The organism is Variovorax sp. PAMC26660, assembly GCF_014302995.1.
Lineage (GTDB): Bacteria > Pseudomonadota > Gammaproteobacteria > Burkholderiales > Burkholderiaceae_C > Variovorax.
The window spans coordinates 1,203,924-1,220,904 of the sequence record NZ_CP060295.1 but is presented as its reverse complement, the minus strand read 5'-3'; the positions used below and the strand labels follow the sequence as shown (position 1 = coordinate 1,220,904).

At 65.1% G+C, this 16,981-nt stretch carries 28 protein-coding genes and 1 pseudogene; 9 read left to right on the top strand and 20 right to left on the bottom strand.

Features of this window, described 5'->3' with window-relative positions:
• Positions 1 to 94 precede the first annotated feature (94 nt).
• Positions 95 to 2,539: a TonB-dependent siderophore receptor gene (locus H7F35_RS05825; RefSeq protein ID WP_187112000.1), complete on the top strand. Its 2,445-nt coding sequence runs from the start codon at positions 95 to 97 to the stop codon at positions 2,537 to 2,539.
• A 120-nt stretch (positions 2,540 to 2,659) separates the two neighbouring features.
• Here the strand turns inward: H7F35_RS05825 and H7F35_RS05820 are convergent, their stop codons facing one another.
• The 18 genes from H7F35_RS05820 to H7F35_RS05735 form a co-directional block, all read right to left on the bottom strand.
• Positions 2,660 to 3,043: a Mor transcription activator family protein gene (locus H7F35_RS05820; RefSeq protein WP_187111999.1), complete on the bottom strand. Its 384-nt coding sequence runs from the start codon at positions 3,041 to 3,043 to the stop codon at positions 2,660 to 2,662.
• Positions 3,043 to 3,675, bottom strand: coding sequence for a regulatory protein GemA (locus tag H7F35_RS05815; protein ID WP_187111998.1), 633 nt, complete (start codon positions 3,673 to 3,675; stop codon positions 3,043 to 3,045). The genes H7F35_RS05820 and H7F35_RS05815 overlap by 1 nt, the downstream gene beginning before the upstream one ends.
• Before the next feature lies 1 nt (position 3,676).
• The gene (locus H7F35_RS05810) at positions 3,677 to 3,934 is read right to left on the bottom strand and encodes a hypothetical protein (RefSeq protein ID WP_187111997.1); all 258 of its coding nucleotides are present in this window, start codon (positions 3,932 to 3,934) and stop codon (positions 3,677 to 3,679) included.
• A gap of 17 nt (positions 3,935 to 3,951) precedes the next feature.
• Positions 3,952 to 4,278 (bottom strand): hypothetical protein, encoded by a 327-nt coding sequence (locus tag H7F35_RS05805; protein WP_187111996.1) that lies wholly within the window; start codon positions 4,276 to 4,278, stop codon positions 3,952 to 3,954.
• Positions 4,279 to 4,285: 7 nt separating this feature from the next.
• A complete protein-coding gene (locus H7F35_RS05800) occupies positions 4,286 to 4,513 on the bottom strand; it encodes a hypothetical protein (protein ID WP_187111995.1) in 228 nt (75 codons plus the stop codon).
• A complete protein-coding gene (locus H7F35_RS05795; protein WP_187111994.1) occupies positions 4,510 to 5,043 on the bottom strand; it encodes a host-nuclease inhibitor Gam family protein in 534 nt (177 codons plus the stop codon). Before H7F35_RS05795 ends, H7F35_RS05800 begins: the two co-directional genes overlap by 4 nt.
• Before the next feature lie 9 nt (positions 5,044 to 5,052).
• Positions 5,053 to 5,289, bottom strand: coding sequence for a hypothetical protein (locus H7F35_RS05790; protein WP_187111993.1), 237 nt, complete (start codon positions 5,287 to 5,289; stop codon positions 5,053 to 5,055).
• A complete protein-coding gene (locus H7F35_RS05785; RefSeq protein WP_187111992.1) occupies positions 5,286 to 5,495 on the bottom strand; it encodes a hypothetical protein in 210 nt (69 codons plus the stop codon). The genes H7F35_RS05790 and H7F35_RS05785 overlap by 4 nt, the downstream gene beginning before the upstream one ends.
• A complete protein-coding gene (locus H7F35_RS05780; protein ID WP_187111991.1) occupies positions 5,492 to 6,121 on the bottom strand; it encodes a hypothetical protein in 630 nt (209 codons plus the stop codon). Before H7F35_RS05780 ends, H7F35_RS05785 begins: the two co-directional genes overlap by 4 nt.
• Positions 6,121 to 6,342, bottom strand: a complete 222-nt coding sequence (locus H7F35_RS05775; protein WP_187111990.1) for a hypothetical protein — start codon at positions 6,340 to 6,342, stop codon at positions 6,121 to 6,123. The genes H7F35_RS05780 and H7F35_RS05775 overlap by 1 nt, the downstream gene beginning before the upstream one ends.
• Complete coding sequence (locus tag H7F35_RS05770) at positions 6,339 to 6,488, bottom strand: hypothetical protein (RefSeq protein WP_187111989.1); 150 nt, start codon at positions 6,486 to 6,488, stop codon at positions 6,339 to 6,341. The genes H7F35_RS05775 and H7F35_RS05770 overlap by 4 nt, the downstream gene beginning before the upstream one ends.
• A gap of 9 nt (positions 6,489 to 6,497) precedes the next feature.
• A complete protein-coding gene (locus tag H7F35_RS05765; RefSeq protein ID WP_187111988.1) occupies positions 6,498 to 7,736 on the bottom strand; it encodes an ExeA family protein in 1,239 nt (412 codons plus the stop codon).
• A gap of 1 nt (position 7,737) precedes the next feature.
• Positions 7,738 to 9,528: a DDE-type integrase/transposase/recombinase gene (locus H7F35_RS05760; RefSeq protein WP_187111987.1), complete on the bottom strand. Its 1,791-nt coding sequence runs from the start codon at positions 9,526 to 9,528 to the stop codon at positions 7,738 to 7,740.
• Positions 9,529 to 9,541: 13 nt separating this feature from the next.
• Positions 9,542 to 10,465 (bottom strand): hypothetical protein, encoded by a 924-nt coding sequence (locus H7F35_RS05755; RefSeq protein WP_187111986.1) that lies wholly within the window; start codon positions 10,463 to 10,465, stop codon positions 9,542 to 9,544.
• Positions 10,466 to 10,481: 16 nt separating this feature from the next.
• Complete coding sequence (locus H7F35_RS05750) at positions 10,482 to 10,793, bottom strand: helix-turn-helix domain-containing protein (protein WP_187111985.1); 312 nt, start codon at positions 10,791 to 10,793, stop codon at positions 10,482 to 10,484.
• Positions 10,790 to 11,170, bottom strand: coding sequence for a hypothetical protein (locus H7F35_RS05745; RefSeq protein WP_187111984.1), 381 nt, complete (start codon positions 11,168 to 11,170; stop codon positions 10,790 to 10,792). Before H7F35_RS05745 ends, H7F35_RS05750 begins: the two co-directional genes overlap by 4 nt.
• A gap of 11 nt (positions 11,171 to 11,181) precedes the next feature.
• Positions 11,182 to 11,667 carry a hypothetical protein gene (locus tag H7F35_RS05740; RefSeq protein ID WP_315970472.1) on the bottom strand — a complete coding sequence of 162 codons (486 nt, stop codon included), beginning with the start codon at positions 11,665 to 11,667 and terminating at the stop codon, positions 11,182 to 11,184.
• Positions 11,668 to 11,804: 137 nt separating this feature from the next.
• On the bottom strand, positions 11,805 to 12,044 hold the full coding sequence (locus H7F35_RS05735) for a DNA-binding protein (protein ID WP_187111983.1): 240 nt from the start codon (positions 12,042 to 12,044) through the stop codon (positions 11,805 to 11,807).
• A gap of 105 nt (positions 12,045 to 12,149) precedes the next feature.
• Between H7F35_RS05735 and H7F35_RS35095 the strand changes: the two are divergent.
• From H7F35_RS35095 to H7F35_RS05715, 5 genes and pseudogenes are all read left to right on the top strand, one after another.
• Positions 12,150 to 12,263 (top strand): annotated as a pseudogene (locus H7F35_RS35095) (hypothetical protein); the annotation flags it as partial.
• 60 nt (positions 12,264 to 12,323) lie between these two features.
• On the top strand, positions 12,324 to 12,599 hold the full coding sequence (locus H7F35_RS34685; RefSeq protein ID WP_261803536.1) for a hypothetical protein: 276 nt from the start codon (positions 12,324 to 12,326) through the stop codon (positions 12,597 to 12,599).
• A 113-nt stretch (positions 12,600 to 12,712) separates the two neighbouring features.
• On the top strand, positions 12,713 to 13,072 hold the full coding sequence (locus H7F35_RS05725; protein ID WP_187111981.1) for a hypothetical protein: 360 nt from the start codon (positions 12,713 to 12,715) through the stop codon (positions 13,070 to 13,072).
• On the top strand, positions 13,069 to 13,695 hold the full coding sequence (locus H7F35_RS05720) for a hypothetical protein (RefSeq protein ID WP_187111980.1): 627 nt from the start codon (positions 13,069 to 13,071) through the stop codon (positions 13,693 to 13,695). Before H7F35_RS05725 ends, H7F35_RS05720 begins: the two co-directional genes overlap by 4 nt.
• Before the next feature lie 34 nt (positions 13,696 to 13,729).
• Complete coding sequence (locus H7F35_RS05715; protein WP_187111979.1) at positions 13,730 to 14,686, top strand: hypothetical protein; 957 nt, start codon at positions 13,730 to 13,732, stop codon at positions 14,684 to 14,686.
• An 18-nt stretch (positions 14,687 to 14,704) separates the two neighbouring features.
• Here H7F35_RS05715 and H7F35_RS05710 read toward each other — a convergent pair whose 3' ends face one another.
• Together H7F35_RS05710 and H7F35_RS05705 are read right to left on the bottom strand one after the other, a co-directional pair.
• Positions 14,705 to 14,929 carry a hypothetical protein gene (locus H7F35_RS05710; protein WP_187111978.1) on the bottom strand — a complete coding sequence of 75 codons (225 nt, stop codon included), beginning with the start codon at positions 14,927 to 14,929 and terminating at the stop codon, positions 14,705 to 14,707.
• Positions 14,916 to 15,350, bottom strand: coding sequence for a Gp49 family protein (locus H7F35_RS05705; protein ID WP_187111977.1), 435 nt, complete (start codon positions 15,348 to 15,350; stop codon positions 14,916 to 14,918). The genes H7F35_RS05710 and H7F35_RS05705 overlap by 14 nt, the downstream gene beginning before the upstream one ends.
• A gap of 167 nt (positions 15,351 to 15,517) precedes the next feature.
• On the opposite strand from H7F35_RS05705, the gene H7F35_RS05700 reads away from it, so the two are divergent.
• The 3 genes from H7F35_RS05700 to H7F35_RS05690 all read left to right on the top strand — a co-directional run bounded on the left by H7F35_RS05700 (position 15,518) and on the right by H7F35_RS05690 (position 16,940).
• Positions 15,518 to 15,865 carry a putative holin gene (locus H7F35_RS05700; RefSeq protein ID WP_187114161.1) on the top strand — a complete coding sequence of 116 codons (348 nt, stop codon included), beginning with the start codon at positions 15,518 to 15,520 and terminating at the stop codon, positions 15,863 to 15,865.
• Between the two features lie 86 nt (positions 15,866 to 15,951).
• Positions 15,952 to 16,530 carry a transglycosylase SLT domain-containing protein gene (locus H7F35_RS05695; RefSeq protein WP_261803752.1) on the top strand — a complete coding sequence of 193 codons (579 nt, stop codon included), beginning with the start codon at positions 15,952 to 15,954 and terminating at the stop codon, positions 16,528 to 16,530.
• The gene (locus H7F35_RS05690) at positions 16,527 to 16,940 is read left to right on the top strand and encodes a hypothetical protein (RefSeq protein ID WP_187111976.1); all 414 of its coding nucleotides are present in this window, start codon (positions 16,527 to 16,529) and stop codon (positions 16,938 to 16,940) included. Before H7F35_RS05695 ends, H7F35_RS05690 begins: the two co-directional genes overlap by 4 nt.
• Positions 16,941 to 16,981 lie beyond the last annotated feature (41 nt).

Genomic DNA, 16,981 nt, shown 5'->3' with positions numbered 1-16,981 from the left:
AATCTTTTTTTTGCCGCTACGTGTCCCCTTTCCTTTTCTCGCGTGTGAAGCCTTGAGGAACAGCAACTTCACACCTTTCGCGAGAGATCACTTCATGGCCCGTCGCCAACCGCTTCCCTTCGATTCCCATGTCTCGCGCGCGGTGCATGGCGCATTGCTCGCCATGGCCTGCGCCGCTGCAGGCTCCGCCGCCGCGCAGAACCCGCCCGCCGCCGGCGCATCGGCCACGCCGGCAGCACAGGCCGAGCCGCGCAAGGCCTACAGCATTGCGCCCGGCGCGCTCGACGAGGCGCTGTCCGGCTTCGCTGCAGCCGCGGGCGTGAGCATCACGATGCCGCCCGCACTCGTGCAGGGCAAGCGATCGGCCGGCCTGCAGGGCAGCCACGCGGTGCGCGAAGGCTTCGCGCTGCTGCTGGCCGGCTCGGGGCTGGAAGCGGCAGGCGGCGCGGGCGGCTCCTATGCACTGCGCCCGTCGACCATCGGCGCTCCGTCCGAGAGCGAAGCCGGCGGCTCCACGCTCGCGCCCGTCACCGTCATGGCACAGGCCGAGCGCAGTGCCACCACCGAAGGCACGCGCTCGTACACCGCGCGCGCCCTGACCATCGGCAAGGGCGAGCAGGCGCTCAAGGACATTCCGCAATCGGTCAGCGTGCTCACGCGCCAGCGCATGGACGACCAGGGCCTGGTCGACTTGCGCGATGCGGCCAACAGCGTCACCGGCATCGTCGGCGTCAAGGGCGTGGGGCCCGGCATGATCCTGTCGTCACGCGGCTTCCAGATCGACGCCTGGCAATACGACGGCGTGCCGGTGCCGCGCAACATGTACTCGCTGGGCAACTGGGCCAATGAAGACATGGTGATCTTCGACCGCCTCGAAGTGCTGCGCGGCGCCTCGGGCCTGCTGCAGGGCACGGGCAGCCCGGGTGGCGCGGTCAACCTCGTGCGCAAGCGTGGCCAGGCCGAGAAGACGCTCACGCTGACCGGCAAGGCCGGCTCGTGGGACCACTACGGCGCGCAGCTCGATGCCGGGGGGCCGCTCAATGCTGAAGGCACGGTGCGCGGCCGCGTGGTGATCGACGAAGACCGCAGCCATTCGTTCACCGACTCGGTGTGGAGCAACACCCGCACGCTCTACGCCGCGCTCGACCACGACCTCTCGCCCGACACCACCGTGGGCGTCGGCGTGAGCAACGTGCAGATGAAGGGCCGGCCCATGCTGCGCGGCTTTCCGCGCTACCCCGATGGCCGCGACATTGGCCTGCCGCGCTCGGTGTTCACGGGCGCGGTGTGGAACCACACCGAAGTCGATCAGACCACCCTCTATGCCGACCTGGCGCATCGCTTCAACGACAACTGGAAGCTGAAGTTTTCCGCGCTGGGCATGAACGAGAAGAACACCTCGCAGCACCAGCGCATGCATGGCGATGTGCAGGCCGATGGCAGCGGCGTCGACTTCGCCGACTGGGACACGGCCTTCAAATCCCGCAAGCTCGGTTTCGACGCCTACCTGAACGGGCGCTTCGAAGCGCTGGGCATGCAGAACGAAGTGACCATCGGCGCGAGTTCCATGAGGTTCCTGTCGAACGACAGGTATGCGCGCCGCTTCAGCGGCGGCGGCAACATCTTCGCGATCGACCACTACCGTGCGCCCCAGAACTACCAGACCATCGTCGCGGCCGGCGGGCGCGCCAGTGATCCGCATTACGACGTGCGGCAAAAGGGCATCTACGGCACCTGGCGCGCGAAGATCGCGGAGCCGCTGACGGCCATCGTCGGCGCGCGCGTGAGCTGGTACGACTACCTCTACACCGTGCGCTCCGACAAGATCCGCAGCACCGTCAGCGCTTCCGGCGAGGTCACGCCCTATGTCGGCCTCGTGTATGCGCTCAACAAGCAATGGTCGGCCTATGCGAGCTACACCGACGTGTTCGAGCCGCAGACCGAACGCACCGCGTCGGGCAACGGGCTCAAGCCGATCATCGGCAGCAACTACGAGCTGGGCGTCAAGGGCGAGCTGATGGACGGGCGCCTGAACACCTCGCTGGCCGTGTTCCGCTACGACCACAAGAACCGCGCCGTGGCCGACCGCGACGCGGGCTACGCCTGTGACGGCTGGTACTGCTCCAAGTCGTCCGGCAAGGTGCGCAGCCAGGGCATCGAGGCCGAGGTGAGCGGCGAGATCGCGCCGCGCCTGCAGCTCACGGCCGGCTACACCTTCAACACCACGAAGTTCCTGGAAGACCCCGACAACAAGGGCAAGGTGTTCAGCCAGTGGACGCCCAAGCACATGCTGCGTGTGTGGACCAGCTACCAATTGCCCGGTGCGTGGAGCAAGCTCAGCGTGGGCGGCGGCTTCAGCGTGCAGAGCCACACGCTGGGCTACGACCGCACGTACAAGGTGCCGGGCTTCGCGGTGTGGAGCGCGCGGCTGGCCTACCAGGCCACGCCCGAGCTGACGCTGGCCGTGAACGTCAACAACGTCTTCGACAAGCGCTACTACATCCCGGCCTACAACGAGACTAACGGTGAACGGTATTGAGAAACGACAACCCAAAACGGCGCGATAAATCGGGATTTGCCGGGACTGGACGGGATTGCTTGGGACGGGGCGTGTAACGGCTTTACGCGGGCGGTAAAGCGCCCCCGCAGCGCGAATCGCTCACTTTGAGCGGTCTTGCGGGGGCTCCAGCATGTCGAGCTGCTGCTCGTGCCGAGAAGACGCCAATTTGGCGCGAACGCGCGTGATGAGGCGGCGCAGGCCGCTGTCGGTCATCTCGTACTTGCGCGAGAGTTCCGGGATGTTCGCGCCGGTGAAGGCGTCGAAGATCTCCAGCTCGATCTGGGCGAGCTTCCGCTGAAAGTCGCGAGGGATGTAGATCATCTGGCCGCCCCAGTGATCGGCCACATGGTCGGCGACCGAGCTGGCGATGATCGCCGCTACGGCGGGCGGCACTTCGTTCTCTATCAATGCACGCTCCGCCGTGCCAGCCAAGTCGGCCAGCAGCTCGTTGCGAAGTTCGCTCATCCTAGAGTCGTTGCTCATCAGCGGCCTCCCAGTGCCTCTTGCATGTCAGCGTCCGTCGAGCGGCCGATGGCGGCCGAGAACGCCGTCCAGGCGGCCCAGTGGGCGTCGAACCCATCGGAGGCCAGTAGTCGGCGTAGCGCCTCCTCTACGGCCTGCTCCTGCGCCTGGTCCAGCCGACCAGCCACGCGCGCACCGTGCACCTCGACCTGCAGCTGGTCGACGGCGGCAGGCAGGAATCGCATGGCCCACTTCTTCATGGACTCGATCAGCTTGCGCATCGCCAGGCTGTCGGCGAAGTGCATGTCCTCGACGTGGGCGATGCGCTTCACGTAGCTGGCCAGCGCGGTCTCGGAGGAATCCCGAACAACCTGTAGCTCGTGCAGGAACAGCCACAGCGCCCGGACCTTGCGAGCCTCCGGGCTCGTGTCCTGGCGACGGTCGGTGACCTTGGAGCGCACTTTGAAGCCGGCCTTCTTGGCCTGTTCCAAAACCCGCATGAGCGCTGGAACGCCCATCTTCGCGGCCGAATCAGCACCTCCAGCTGTCTGCAGCATCGTGCGGTAGGTCGGCTCGTCCATCTTCCCGGCCTTCTCCAGATCGCGGCGCGCGACGTGAATCAGCTTGATGAGTCGTAGGCGTTCGGCGCTCATGTCAGGAATCCTCTCCAGGCCGCCGCAGGACCAGGACGTGTTCGCCATCGGTATCAGCTGCGACCTCGACGTAACCGCGGGGCATGAGCCACTCGACAGCTTCGATGACGTTGGGATCAGCCACGGCCAGCGAGCGCACTTCGATGCCCGCTTCATCAACCAGGCCCAGGATCGTGGCGTGCTCGTCGCCGATCACGCAGTGGTTGATCAAGAGGCTGAACATCGAGTCGTCGGCGATCTCGAAGGCGCGAGCCGTCATTTCCGGTGTTTCCATGGCTAGCCCAACACCAAGGGGCCAAGCCAGGTGTTCCACACACCGAGCAGGCAGAACGAACCGAAGACCAGCATCTGCGCGCAGAGCGCCCACATGCGGCGGCGTTTACCGTGCACCACCCAGGCGGCGCAGCTCACCAGGAGCAGAGTGAACGGCACGGCCGGGTTGGCCAGGACCGCCATGAGGAGCGAGCCCAGGATGGCCAGGATCGCCGCGGAAACATCAGATCGCATATCAACACCTTGAAATGAAAAAGCCCCGGCGCCCGAAAGCGCCGGGGTAAAGGCCGAACGGCTGGCACGCCGGACTCGACCAAGGAGAAAACTCATATCCGTCTCAGGCATCCGTCGAAGCAGTGCGCGCGATGAGGGTGGGCTCGTGCTTGGCGCAGATCGCACCGGCAGTGACCGAGAAGCCACCTCGGGTGCATCGCCAGCTGCGCGTGTCGAACGGCGGCATGCGGTCGGCGATCAACTCCTTGCCGTGCTTGCAGTTGCCGCATCGCGGGCGATTGGTGGCAGACAGAAAGCCCTGCACATTGCGGGCGGTGTCGGCGGTGCTCACGACTCAGCCTCGTCTTCTGCGCCCTTCAGCAGCGCCTTCACCAGCTTGTCCACGCTGGCCGTCGTGTCGCTGATGACGGGCACGTCCTCGGTGCCCTCGACCGACACGCCAAGCTTTTTCAGCTCGACGGCGGTGAGGTTCTTGAGGCCTTCCTTGAGTGGCTTCTCCGTCGTCTTGACCAGAAGGTCGAACTGCTGCGGGAAGTACTTGCGGGCCAGCTTCACGACCTGGTCGTCATCCGCCCAGTCGATCTTCCCGGCGCCGAGCTTGAAGCCGACCTTGACACCATGGAAAACGACGGTGCGGGGCTTCGTGAACAGCTGCGGCTGCTCCTCCAACGCGTGCTGCAGCTCGTCGCGCTTCTCGTTGAGCGTGGCCACGGCACTACGGAGCCCGCGCATGGCACGGCGCTGGGACGCCTGAAGTTCATCGTGCAACGCCTGCGCGCGCTCGACCAGGACGTCTTTGGCCTCGCGATAGGCGCGGGCGTGAAGTTCGATCACGACCATCGGGTTCGTTGGTGCGTTCATGGCATTCCTTCAGTGGATGGACGCCCCGTGGGGCGCCTGTTGCAAAAACAGTCGGTTGGACAAGGTGATCGCGACGAACGTGGCGTCGCTGACGGCACGTTCCAGGCAACCGGGGTGATGGATCGCGGTGGCGTGGAACATCGCGAGCAGCGCGTCTAGAACGACTTCCTGCGGCACGCCCGCGACCAACGGTGTCAGCTGGTCGATGAGCGCCTGGGCGGCGATGGCTTGCTCGGCGGGCGTCACAGTGCGTCTCCCTGTTTGATGGCAGCGAAGCAACAGGACGCCGCATCGAACCGGACCAGGCCGACGCGAAGGGCCGCGGACAGCACCTCCACCACGCGCTCCTCGGCCGAGGCAGTCAGCGCTGCCAAGGCTGCGGCCTGCACCGGCTCGCCGCCCTTGGGCAGCAGAGCCAGCAGGCTGACCTGCAACTGCTCGTCGCCGGTCATGGCGCACCGCCTTTTCCGCCCAGCTTGGCGCGGTAGTCGAGGACTTGCTGCGGCACAGGCGCAGCGTTGCGCGAGGCCGCCTCGACCTTCGCCAGTGCAGGGTCGACGCCGCCGAAGACCACGCCGAGGGCATCGCCGATTGCCATGGGTTCGCCATCCACGGTCACGGTATCGCGCCGCGAGTGCCGCCGATCGACCTCACGCTGCTCCTCGGCCTTTGCTGCGGCCTTCTCAGCCAGGTTGAACAGCGCGCCATACACGTAGCCGTTGTGGGCCAGCGGCAGGCGCAGCGTGCCCTTGGTGGTGGCGTCGAAGGTGGCGTTGAACGCCGCCAGCCATAGGTCGGTCGACACGGTGATGATCGAACCGTTGCGCTCGATCGAGCCGCGCTGGATGTCGGGCACCAACTCGGCCAGCGCCTTGCGCACGCGCGCCCAGTTCAACTGGTGCTTCGGCGGCTTGAACAGGCGCATGTAGCGGATCAGCGTTCCGCCCAGCGCGAAGCTGCGCTGCAGCACGTCGCTGACCAGGCCGCGGACCTCCTCGTCATCGATCACCCGGAAGATGACCGAATCGATGGACTCCTCGGCGCCGCACGTGGGGCATGTGTTGACGAAGATCGACATCACCGGCCCTCGCTCTTGCACAGCTTGTAGCCAGCGTCCATGCCGCTGGTGTGGACGCGCTGCAGCTCCAGCTCGTGGTCGCGCTGCTCGCTGTCCTTGATCGCCAACGCGACCAGGGCACAGCCGAGGAACAGGACGAGCCAGAAGCCGAAGAACAACCACTGGCCCACCGCGGTGCGTTCGGCCAGGTCGGAGCGGATCTCCGTGCGAACGCCGATCACGAGGTGACCCTCATGGCGCTGATGCGCTTCGCGTCGGGGAAGTTGTCCAACGCGGTGATGACGGCGTCGAAGCCATCGGCATAGAGGCCCGAGTGCCTGCCGCGCGAACCGTCCGGCATGGTGATGGAAATGAGGTAGCGCTTCATCGCTTCCCCTCACGCCCGCACCGCGGCGGTGATCAGCGCGCCGGTCACCTTGGGCGCACCGATCTTGACCGCTTCGTTCATGGCAGCACTGACCAGGTTGTTGATCGCAAGCGGGTGGCACAACGACACGACGCGGCTCTCGCGCTTCGAGCTGCGGCTGGCCTCGGTCACCGTGTGGCGCAGCAGGTTGCGGATCGCCTCGACCGCATCGGCAGCAATCAGGGCGTCGAAGTCCAGCTCGACGCGCTGCAGCTTGTGCCGCAGGTACGCCTCGATGTGGTTGTCCAACGGCGGCAGCTTGACCATTTCGCAGCGCTGCACCACCTCGCGCACCTCGGGGTTGTGCTCGGAGAGCTTCCACTCCAGCTCGGTCTGCCCGATCAGGATGATGGCCAGGAGCTTCTTGAAGCCGTCCTGCAGCTCGTAGAAGCGCTTCAGATGCTTGATCGTGGGCGTGGCCAGGGCGTGAGCCTCTTCGATGATCAGCACATGCTTGCGGCCGACCTGGGCACTTTGCTTGAGGATGTTGTGCATCTGCGCAGCGCGATCGCTGTACGTGGCCCGCAGCGGCGTGCCAGGCGACACGGTGCGGATCACGGCGCCGGTGATGTCGGCCGACTTCAGCGGCTTGCCCTTCTTGTCCGAGTCCTCCATGCCGATGACATAGGGCTCGATGATGGTGATGGGCTCGCGCGCCGACTGAATCCAGTCGGCCAGGTCGTGGCGCAGCGTGCTCTTGCCGCCGCCCGACTCGGCGACCACTGCCAGCATGCCGCCGTGCTTGGCGGTCTGGCGCATCGAGGCCCGCACATAGCGGATGTCTTCGGAGAGGAACACGTCGGCGTCCGACTCCATTTCATCGGTGAACGGGTCGCGCGGAATGCGGAAGTGCTGACGCGCCTCGCGATTGATGGTGTGCTTGCGGAGTAGCATGTAGGGGTCCTCTAGATTCGTTGGGGGGCCGGAGATAGCGGCATCTGCCGCGGCCCCTGGCGTCGTGTTGGCGCACGTCGCCGGGGGTGCTTCGTTGAGCGCTGCATACGCCACGTCGGTGGGTAGGCCGTGCTCGATCAGGTAGCCGACGATCCGAGCGCGCAGCTCGAACTCGCCGCCGTAGCCCTTGGGCCACTTGTTGAACTTCACCATCAGCGTCACGCTCGCCGGGCTCACGCCCAGGTGCTTCGCCAGGTCGGATTGACTGCGCTTCACGAGCGCCAGCGCGTCTTTCAGGAGTGGGAGTGCTGCCATGTCAGACGGCCCTCAGTCCACCAGCCGCACGCATCGGCTGCTCGGCCGGCGCGGTGAACTGATGCACCAGAGCGTCGATCTGGTCCTCCGGGACGCCCTCTGCATAGCGGGCCGTCATGAAGGTGTATTCGTCGCCCGTGAGGTTGCGGCCGATGCCGGCGCGCAGGCGCAGCATCGCTTCAGTGGCGTCCAGCATCGCGGTTGCGAGAGCCGCCTGGGCATGCGCGGGCGCCTCGATCTCCGTGCCGCTGCGCGGCAGGTACGTGGGCAGCTCGACGTCTTGCAGATAGCTGTGCGCGACCAGCTTCCCCTCGAAGGGAGCAGCCTTCTTGCTTCGCGCAGCCTTGACCTCGTCGGCATCCATGCCCGGGTATGCCTTCGCATCCATCGTCCTCGCGGCCAGCTCGGCCTCGGTGCGCGGTGCGGACTTGTACTCGGCGCCGATCTCGGCCGCGGCTTCGGGCTGGCCGAAGCGGTCGAAGGCCGTCTCCGGCTCGACGCGGTAGATCAGCGTCTCGCCGTCGTAGCGCGGCACCTCGATCTGCACCGCGTTATCGCCGTAGACCAAGGCTCGGACCTGCACCGTGTCGCCCACGTTGACGCCGTCCAGGCCGCGCAGGCTATAGGTGCCTGGGCGTTCAGCGGCGGGATGCTTGAAGCTGATACTGAGGTTCGGACGCACCTGACGCGGCTGCTCCTTGCTGGCCATCAGCGCGCGGCACACCTCCACTGGGGGCAGCAGGCGCAGTTGATCGGCGGTGATGAGCTGCCACAGGTCGTAGCGAGCCGTCGAGGTCGCGAGCCCGGCGCGGCGCAGACGCGTGTCCTGATGAGGGATCAGGTTTGCGTTGTAGGCATTCGCCCAGGCGCTGGCCGCCGCGTTGAGCTGCTCGATGTTGTCGACCGGCTCGAAGCGCAGGCGCGACTCGAATTGGGTCTCCACGATGTTGTTGGCGTTCTCCACGCCGCCCTTGGCGCGGGCGTTGCCCGCCTCGTGGTCGAGCGGCTCGACTTCCAGCTGCTTCAAGAGGTTCTTGATCGCGGCCGACGTGTTGGCGCTGCCCTTGTCCCAGAGCATGAAGCGGGGCACGCCGCGGAACAGGCGCCCGTCCTGCTCGCCCCAGGCGTGCATGAGGAAGTCGAACAGGTTGTGCTGGTTCTCCCCTTGGGCTTCGCAATACCAGGGCACCACCGTCGCGCTTGCCTTGTCGTAGAGGACGTAGCGGAATAGCTTGAACTGGACCTTCGCCATGCCGTCCAGCTTGTTCTTGTAGAACTCGCGGTCGCGAATGATGTACTGGCGCCCCTTCATGTAGTACATCAGACAGAGCGACGGATCGACCTGGTGCGTGTGGTTCGGATACGGCGCACTCAGCTGCTGCACCGGCGTTGCGACACGCTGCGCTGCAACGTTGAGCTTCCGGTCGCGCATGAGGCGGTTGAGGTGCCCGTTGCTCACGCCGAAGCTGATGCCGTTCTGCTCCAGCATGCCGCGGCTGGTGGTCGTAAAAAGCGTCTGCTTGCCGTTGTCGCGGATGGCCTCGCGCTGCGCTGCGCCCAAGGTGGCGAGCGCATCGGAGGAAACGCTGGTGGAACCCTTGTCGCTGCGCGCGCGGCGGCCCGATGACCACCCTGCAGCGGCCTTCAGGTGTCTATACACGGTCTGCGGCGACCAGTTGAGGAAGTTCGCCGCCTGCTGCACAAGGGGTGTCGCACCGCCGTGCTCCACCGCATCGAGCTGGCGCGCGAGGCGGCAGACGTACTGGTGAATTTCCGGGGAGAGTGCTGGCATGGCCTCGTCCACCTCAGCCACGATCACCGGTGGACATGAAGTACTGGCGGGCCGCGCTGATGTCCGCGCCGAAGCGGGTCTCCAGCTCGTTCTGCAAGGCGCCCACCAGGGACGCGGTGCGGTTGACCGCGTCATCGAGCGTGAGCAGCACCAGCTTGACGCTCTGCGGCATTTCGGCGCCGTCCTGGTCGCCCTCCAGCTCGGCCATCCACCATGTCTCCAGCGCGGTGGCGCTTTCCAGGTGCGCGGCGACCGCCTTCTCGATCAGGCTCTGGCGCTCGGTGATTTCGAGCTGGAACGGGGTTATGCGCTCGTCCAGCGGCACCACCACCGGGCGCTTGCCCCCGAGCTTCTTCTCCAGCGCGTCGGCGCGCTGCTCGGCCTTCTGGCGCTTCTCGGCGTTGAACTGGGAGTCCTTCTCGGACTGGCGCAGCGCCTCGCGCAGTTGCGTGGCGCTCATGCGGTCGATGTCGTCCAGCTCGCCGAGGCTTTCGAGCACGTCATCGTCGTGGGTGACCAGCTCCAGGAACGCGCTGGCGTTCTTCACCTTGGTGCTCAAATCGCTCAAATTGAGCGATTTGGCGGTCTTCGCGGCGGCATGGATGAACCGGCGGGCGGTGGGTCCGCTGAAGCCGAGCAGCTCCACGCGCTTGGTGAATTCGCCGTGCGGAGTCTGCTCTTTGAGCAGCGCCAGGCGCTTGCCGGTTTCGAGGATCGCCTCGACCGTGCGGCGCTGATAGAAGCGGATGCCATCCTCCAGCGCGCCAACGTCGAGCGAGCCTTCGTAGCCCAGCTCCTTGGCCATCAAGGCGGCGCGCTCGCTGGCTGCGTCCTCCAGGTGGGCCAGCTCGACGCTGGCGCTCTCCGCGCGTTCGAGAGCCGCCTCGTTGACCTGAGGCGCCTCCACCACGGTCAATGCTGTCTTTGTTCGTGCCATTGCTTTTCTTCCTTGGTTAGTCGGTGATCGTGAAATTGCGGCGCACCTCGGCCAGCTGCTTCTCGTGCTGGTCCAGGGCGGCCATCGTCTTGATGCCCACGCGGGCTGCTTCGCGGGCGATGCGAAAGCGCCCGGTGGTTTCGTCCTTCATCACCCAGCCCGCCTCGACGAGCGATTCAGCGGTGCGGGTGATGTAGCTGGGGGGGACGTGCAACGCCTCTGCCAAATCCTTGTTGGAGAGGCCGCGCAGCGGCTCGGCGGCAAGGCAGGTGACCATGCGCAACGCGCGAAGCACCTGGGCGCTGCCCTTGTTGTCATCCGCGCTCATGCCGGCGCCGACTCGCTGACGATGGGCAGCAGGATCTGCGCGGCAGCCAGGCGCATCTGCGTCGAGGGGCGCACCAGGAACAGCGTGCGCGAGGGGTCGGCGAACATCGGGTGACTCTGATAGGCGCCGGTCTCGAACAGGCGGAGGTCACCCGTGGCCGGGCCTGCGATCGCCTGTTCGATCAGCTCGCGCTCGCTGTTGACGTTGTAGATGTCGAGGTCTTGCGCACCGACATGCCACACAGCGGCCACGAGGTCTTCGACGTGGCACGCGGGGGGCTCTCCCATCGGGCAATCGAAGAAGACCACGAACTCGCAATCGTGGAGGCGTGAGCCGATGACGGCCCGGAACAATGAAGAGTTGGCGAAGGTAGACATGGCGGGTCCTGTCATTCGGAATCGAAGTCGAGTTCGGGGGCGCTGTGCTGCGTCACGTTGGCGCGGTGCCATGCGACGTTTTCCAGATGGGTAGAGAGCGCGGCGCCGGTCGTTTCGGCATCCGCGTTGCCGGCGTAGAAGTCCGTGATCAGCTTCAGCGCCTGGCTGAAGCCGGAATGCAGTTCGACCAGGTCGGTGTCCTTGAGCGCGCGGCCCGAGGGGATGTCAACCAACATGCGCCCGCTGCTGGCCGCGAGCCAGCGCGTCACGAAGTCGATGCCGCAGGCCGTCTCGAAGGGGCGGATGAGGATCGCGGGGATGCGGCCCGTCTGCAGCCACTTGTAGACCGTCCAGTGGTCGGCGATGCCCATTTCGGAGGCGATGCCCTCTACCGAACGATTGAGCTTTTCGCGAGCGTGGTCCTTGCACAGCTCCAGCGCATGGCGGAGGCTGGTGGCCCGCAGACGCTTCCAATTGCGGCGGCCAATTGGAGTCATGCTCGGACGCCTCCGATTGGCGCTTCCAAAGAAAAAGCGCTGCTGGGGCTAGTGGCCCGCGAGCCGATCACCCAAAATTGTCTTAACGACAGGAAAGGGAAACCGTATGTAAGATGAAAGCCCAACATGGTGCGGGCTCAGGCCGGCGACATGGTGGGTAGGTGGGCACGGGAAACCTTGCCCTCCTTGAGGCCGAGTTGGACGGCGATGTTGTGACTCTCACCGCGCAGACATTTGCGCCGAGGAGTCCTGTCGTCGTCCCTCAGGATTTCCGAGACCAGGGCCGAGGAGTAGTTGTACTTTCGCGCCCAGCCCGAGTAGGACCATCCATTGCGGCCGAATTCTTCGCGGACTTGCTGCCGGGTTTTCAGTGGCATTTCTGCGTTCCGTTTTGTGTGCATCAATTGGCGTTGATGCGCGTTTGTTGAAACTTGTGTGTGCTGGATTATGGGCAATAAATTGCCCATGTGCAAGGGCAATTTATGACCCAAGAGGGGCCGTTTGCCGAGGTGGGGAGGCGTATCCAAGGTCTGCGCGGGAAGCTCACGCAGGCCGAGTTCGCCTCTCGAATCGGCGTAGATCGAAAGTCAGTGACTGGATGGGAGACAGGCAAGCGGCTACCTGATGGCAGCTCGTTGCTTGTGATGCGCCGCGACATGGGCGCTGACCTGAACTACATCCTCGGCGGCGGCGAGGCAGAGTTCCGCGTTCTGTCGTCCGAAGAGCGAACGATGGTTGACTTCTACCGAGATGCCTCCCCGGCGGTGCGCAAGGCAGCGCTCGGTGCGCTCGTGTCAGCTGGGGGTGCACCACCCACGGGCTCGCCTGGTGTGGTCATTCATGGCCGCGTGGGGCAGTCGATACAGGGCGATGTCGAACAAAGCAGCTTCTCCATCGACATGGGGAAGCCAAAAAAGCCGAGGGGAAAATGAAGAACGGTGGGGGCATTGAGATTCACGGAGACGCAGGCCAGGTCGCGGCTGGAAGCATCACAAACCACAATCACTACTGGACGTCGGGCTACCCCGCAGAAGGAGTGCCCGAAATGCCCTGGTGGGAACTGCCGACCGACGAACTTGTTGAGTCCTTGAGAGAGGAGCGCGCGGTGTTCTGGCGAGCTTGGCGCCGCTACTGGTTCAACATACCTTCGATGCTGATGGCCGCGATCTTGCTCGGGATGGTGGCAAGGATTGGGGCGAGCATTCTGAGTCTGACCAGTGGGCCGGCCGGTGTTATTGAAGGCATCGAGTGGTGGTTTGTTGGTGGCTCCGTTTTGTTGTTGACGCCTATCGGGATCTGGATGACCCGAATCCGCCGCGTCGAGGGCATCGTGGCGGCACAGGCTCAAGCGAACATCGATGGCTTGCGGGCCGTTCTTGCAAGGCGCAAAGGAGCCCGACGATGAGCAGATCGAGGGTGAGGGTGCTGGCCGCCGCTGCACTGGCGCTATCGGCGGCAGCGCCGGCGTGGGCCATCAACAAATGCACTGCCGCAGACGGCAAAGTGACCTACCAGGAGGCGCAGTGCCCAGGCGTCAGCAAGGCCACCGATGAGGTCAAGACGTGGGGCGCCGGAAGTCGGCCTGGCGAGCGTTGGGAGTTCATTCGCCAGCAAGACGAAATGACTGGCACCGTCGCATGCTTTGCGGGGTCTCCGTACACCTACGTTATGGCGTCGCGAAACGCTGTTGCAGCGCGCGTGCTAGTGACGTTTGGGAAGGGTGCGCGTGCCGTGACCGTGCGAACGATCGATGTCGGCGGCGACCTCTTTCACAACGATCTCAGTGGCATGGGCATCAAAGTCGATGCCAACGAGTTCCTCCCGATCACGCGCTCGATCAATCAGCACGCGGTCGGCTTCTCGTCTGTCGCGCAGGATCAACTGATCGACCAGCTCAACGGCGCCCGATCCATCAAGCTGCGCCTAAGGTTCTGGCCTTACGACACCTTGCGCGATTCGGACGCGCTCTCGACAGACGGCATGAAGCAAAGCCTAGCAGCGGCGCAGGCCTGCGCTGCACGCCTGTGACGCCACGTACGCCAAAAGAACGGAGAGTCACGCCATGAGCCCTAGGCCTTGTTTGCCATCATCCGCGCGGTATCTTGCCGTGCTTGCGCTGGCGTTTGCCGCAATGGCGGTCTCCGCGCAGTCGGTCGCTCCTGCCGGACCTCAACAAGTCACGCTGACGCTCGATCGAGACTTGGTCACTTTCGTGAAGGTGGCTGCATGGGCTGCAGGTATCTTTCTCGCTGTCTTTGCCGCGCTCGCCGTGGGCTTCTTCGGGTTCGACGTTCGGGCTGCTCGCAAGTCGCTGCTCGAAGCCAGCGATGACATCCGCACGAGGATGGAGTCGATCCGAAAAGATCACGAGGCTCTGGGCGCGCTGAAGGAGCGCCTGGAGAAGTTGGGCGGCGAATTGGTGGGACTGATCGAGGACAAAACTCCCCCACCAAATTCAATTTCGACGACCGGTGCAAAGCGTGGCCGCAAGCCTAAAGCAGTCAACGATGGCTTCGAGACTGACATCGACCTGTCGGACATTGAGGATGCCCTAGCCGCCGACGAGCCTGCGCCTACGCCGGAGGAGAACAAGTCGACTCCTTCGCAGCCACACAAAGAATCCAGCGCGCCAACGCAGCCCGGGCCTCTCTCCGAACTGTGGGACATGGAGGAAAAGCAGCGGGAGCGCATTCGAGAGGTGCTGGCGAGTTCGGAGTTTGAGTGGTCGACCGTGGGCACGGTTTCAAAGAAAACAGGGCTTTCAGAGGAGGCGATTGAAAAACTCGCCCTAGGTGATCCGTTCGTGCAGATTGGGCACGGCCGGCAAGGCGCCATGCTCCTGCGTCTCAAGGAGTTCAATTACCCGGGCGGAACGGAGAAGATAGGGTCCGCATACGAGGCCATGAAAGTGAAATTCATTGCTTCGGGTACACAAGCGACCCAGGGATACAGAGAAGCGCTCTGGGAGCACGCGCAACAAGGAAAGGGCCCTACCGGCAAGGTGTTGGGCGGGGGATAGGCAGCCGAGCGCTCCCAGTCAGAACGGAATCCCGCGATCGGGTCGCAGGTCAACGACCTCCATGTCCACCGCGCGGTGGGCGCTGACGGTCTCCAGCACAACGTACTGCGTGCCGCGATTCTCCCGGGCCAGTAAGTCGGCTTCAGCACGAGCTGCTGCATAGCTGGTGTGTTGGAACCTCGGCGGGAAACCGGGCTCGCGCCCCGTGCGCCACACCAGCCAGTACGGGTCACTGTGCAGCATGGAGCCGCTCCCGCAGGAGGTAACCCTCCAATTCCCAAACCTTTTCGCGTGCCAGCGCAAACGCAGCGGCTTCGCCCTGCGCCCAGTCTTGCTTCGTCGGGTCGATGCTGCCGTAGTTGTGGCCCAGCACCTTCGCACCGTTGCGCAGCGTCAGCTCGCAGATCGTGATTGCGGTCTCCGGCAGTCGGTGAAAGCGCCGGTCAACGATCGCGCCATCGATGTCGGCGGGCGTGAGCCGCCGTGCGAGCGCTTGCACTTCCTTGGTCGCGGCCTGGGCGTCGATCAACGCTTCGGCCGACTTGTAGAGGCTGCTCGCCAGGATGACCGCGCTGGTCAACTTCTGCGATGCGCCGCAGGATTCGATCGCTGAAACCACCGTGCTGATCTCGCGCAGGATGGGGTGTTTGCTGATGTCCGTCATGGAACCTTCTTCGGTGTAGCCCGGGGATTCGGGCGGGCCATCGTGCCGGCCGAACGCCCCGCGAGATATTGACCCCCGTCATAAGACTGCACGCCGCTCCGTCGAGACACTGACCGCTCCCTGGTCTATGTCCTCTACTGGAGCGCAACGTGAAACTGTCCGATTCGATCCCTGTCTGGTTGCGCGCGCCGCGCAACTCCCTTTGGCTCGCCGCGGCGGTGGTGCTGCTGGCCATCATCGCCATCATCTCGCCCGTCCAACTGCCGGTTGTGCTCTACAAAGCCGCGCTCGTCGTACTGGCCGGCGTCATGGGCTACTGGCTGGACCGTGCGCTATTTCCCTACGCGCGCCCTGACGGCTTCCTGGAGCGTGACTGGCGGCTCGGCACGGACGAGCCCGAGTTCGGCGCCGACTACCGGGTGGTGAAGGGATACGAGATGGTCTATGCGCTTGCCATGCTGCGGCGTGCGCTCGTGGTCGGAGTGGCGATCGTCGGCATCGCCCTGGGCCTGTGATGTTCACCCGAGACGAAGCATTCGAGCGGGATCTCGTTCGGGTCGCCCGGTGGCGGCGCAACGCCAAGCTGGTCGTCTGGGCCGTCATGCTGGCGTTGTTCGTCACCTGGTTGGTCTGGCCCAGTTCGGCCCGCGCTCAGGTGCCGCAGGCGGCCAACGGCTACCGCGCCGAGCTGACGCGCACTGCGCGGGCGGTGTGGGGCCTGGAGGCGCCCGTGGCCACCTTCGCCGCGCAGATCCACCAGGAGTCCGGCTGGCGACCTGGCGCCGTGTCGCAGGTCGGTGCGGCCGGGCTCGCGCAGTTCATGCCCGGGACCTCACAGTGGATCGCAGGCGTGGACCCGGCGCTGAAGGCCAACCAGCCTTTCAATCCGTCGTGGGCGATGCGTGCGCTGGTCACCTACGACCTCTACCTTTTCGAGCGAACGCCGAAGACCTACGGCCAGCGCGATCGCATGTGGGTGGCGCTGCGTGGGTACAACGGCGGTCTGGGCCATTGGCAGGCCGAGGCGCGCAACGCTGCAGGCCCGGATCGGGCGGCGGTCGATGCTGCCTGCGGCAGTGCAAAGCGTCATCGCAGCCACTGCGCCGAGAACCTCGGCTACCCCCGACGCATCCTGGTCGACCTGCAGCCGCGCTATGCCTCCTGGGGAGGTGCCCTTTGAGCGCCGCTTACTGGCTGCTCGCCCTCGTACTTGCTTCGGTGGCCAGCGCGGGCGGCGGTTTGTATGTCGGGCACGCCGATGGCGTTGCGGAAACAACCGCCAAGCAGGACGCGCAGACCGTGGGCCAGCTCACCAACCTGATCAGCTCCCACCAAGGCCTCATCGACACGGCAGCGCAGGTCAGCCGCGGTATGCGCCACGCGCTCGCGAAGCGCCAGAGCGCCGATGCCAAGTCAACCCAGGAGTTCAAAGATGGCCTCACCCCGACCGCTGGCGATCGCGCTGGCTGCCTGTTTCCTGCTGACAGCATGCGCCAGCTCGCCCAGGCCCACGCCCGCGCTGCAGAAGCCGCTGCCAGCGGAATACACCTCGCGCTGCCCAGCGCCAACCCAACCGCCGACAGGCCGTGAGGTAGACCCCGTGCTCATCACGCTCAAAGACCTCTACGACC